Raw genomic sequence first — 1,133 nt, forward strand, 5'->3', positions numbered from 1 at the left:
TCGACAAATTGAAATTTGAAGTTCAAAAATCACTTAATGAGACTCAAATGCTATTTGATTCATTAATGCAAGAGTATTTTGGCTAACCAAACAAGTATTTGATATACTTTTCATTAAAAATGGAGTGTGTCAAATGCAAAATCAAATGGAATCAATATTAAATGATATGAGTGCGTACTTAAATATAACGCAGATGAAACAATTACAAGAATCTTTAGTAAAAAGGCTTGAGTATGAGATATATAAAGAAGAAAAAAAAGAGAACAATGAATATTTGATTATGTTCTTATCAGCAAAACAAGTAGAGGGATGTTCGCAAAGAACTTTAAGTTATTATGAGTCAACAATAGAAAAGATGCTTAGCATAATTAAATCACCAATTCGAAAGATAACTACCGAAATGATTAGAGATTACTTGAAAGAGTATCAGAAGATAAATGATTGTAGTAAATTAACAATTGATAATGTGAGAAGAAATCTATCTAGTTTCTTTTCATGGTTAGAAGAAGAAAATCACATCTTGAAGAATCCTGTCAGAAGGATTAAGAAAATCAAAACTGGAATGACAGTTAAGGAAGTTATTTCTGACGAAAAAATTGAATTAATTAGAGATGCATGCACCAATAGTAGAGATCTCGCCATTATAGATATGCTTTATTCTACAGGTATAAGAGTTGGAGAACTTGTAAACCTGGATATTACCGATATAAATTTTCATGAAAGAGAATGTATTGTTTATGGAAAAGGTGATAAAGAAAGAAGAGTATACTTTGATGCGAAAACTAAGTTGCATTTAAAGAGATATCTTGATGAAAGAACTGATACTTCAAAAGCTCTGTTCGTTACTAATCATAAACCTCATAAAAGACTTCAGATTAGCGGAGTAGAGATCGGTGTAAGGAAGTTAGGAAGAAGCATAGGTCTTGAAAATATACATCCACATAAATTTAGACGAACAATGGCAACACGAGCGATAGATAAAGGCATGCCGATCGAGCAAGTTCAGCAATTATTAGGCCATCAACAAATTGATACAACTATGAAATATGCAATGGTTAACCAAAACAATGTAAAAATCTCGCATAAAAAGTATATTGGGTGATTTATCTATTACAAATTTAGATTTGTAGGGG

2 protein-coding genes are annotated in these 1,133 nt (G+C 30.5%); both read left to right on the forward strand.

Annotation, left to right across the window (positions count from 1 at the left end):
- On the forward strand, positions 1 to 86 hold an 86-nt coding region (locus AB1414_21295), incomplete at its 5' end, for a type I site-specific deoxyribonuclease (GenBank protein MEW6609947.1).
- A gap of 47 nt (positions 87 to 133) precedes the next feature.
- Positions 134 to 1,102 carry a site-specific tyrosine recombinase/integron integrase gene (gene xerA / locus AB1414_21300; GenBank protein MEW6609948.1) on the forward strand — a complete coding sequence of 323 codons (969 nt, stop codon included), beginning with the start codon at positions 134 to 136 and terminating at the stop codon, positions 1,100 to 1,102.
- The last annotated feature ends 31 nt before the right edge of the window (positions 1,103 to 1,133 follow it).

The organism is bacterium, assembly GCA_040755795.1.
Lineage (GTDB): Bacteria > UBA9089 > CG2-30-40-21 > CG2-30-40-21 > SBAY01 > JBFLXS01.

What these genes read in the sequence shown, in the direction of transcription:
- xerA (MEW6609948.1), top strand. Translation starts at nt 134, where the DNA reads ATGCAAAATCAAATGGAATCAATATTAAATGATATGAGTGCGTACTTA.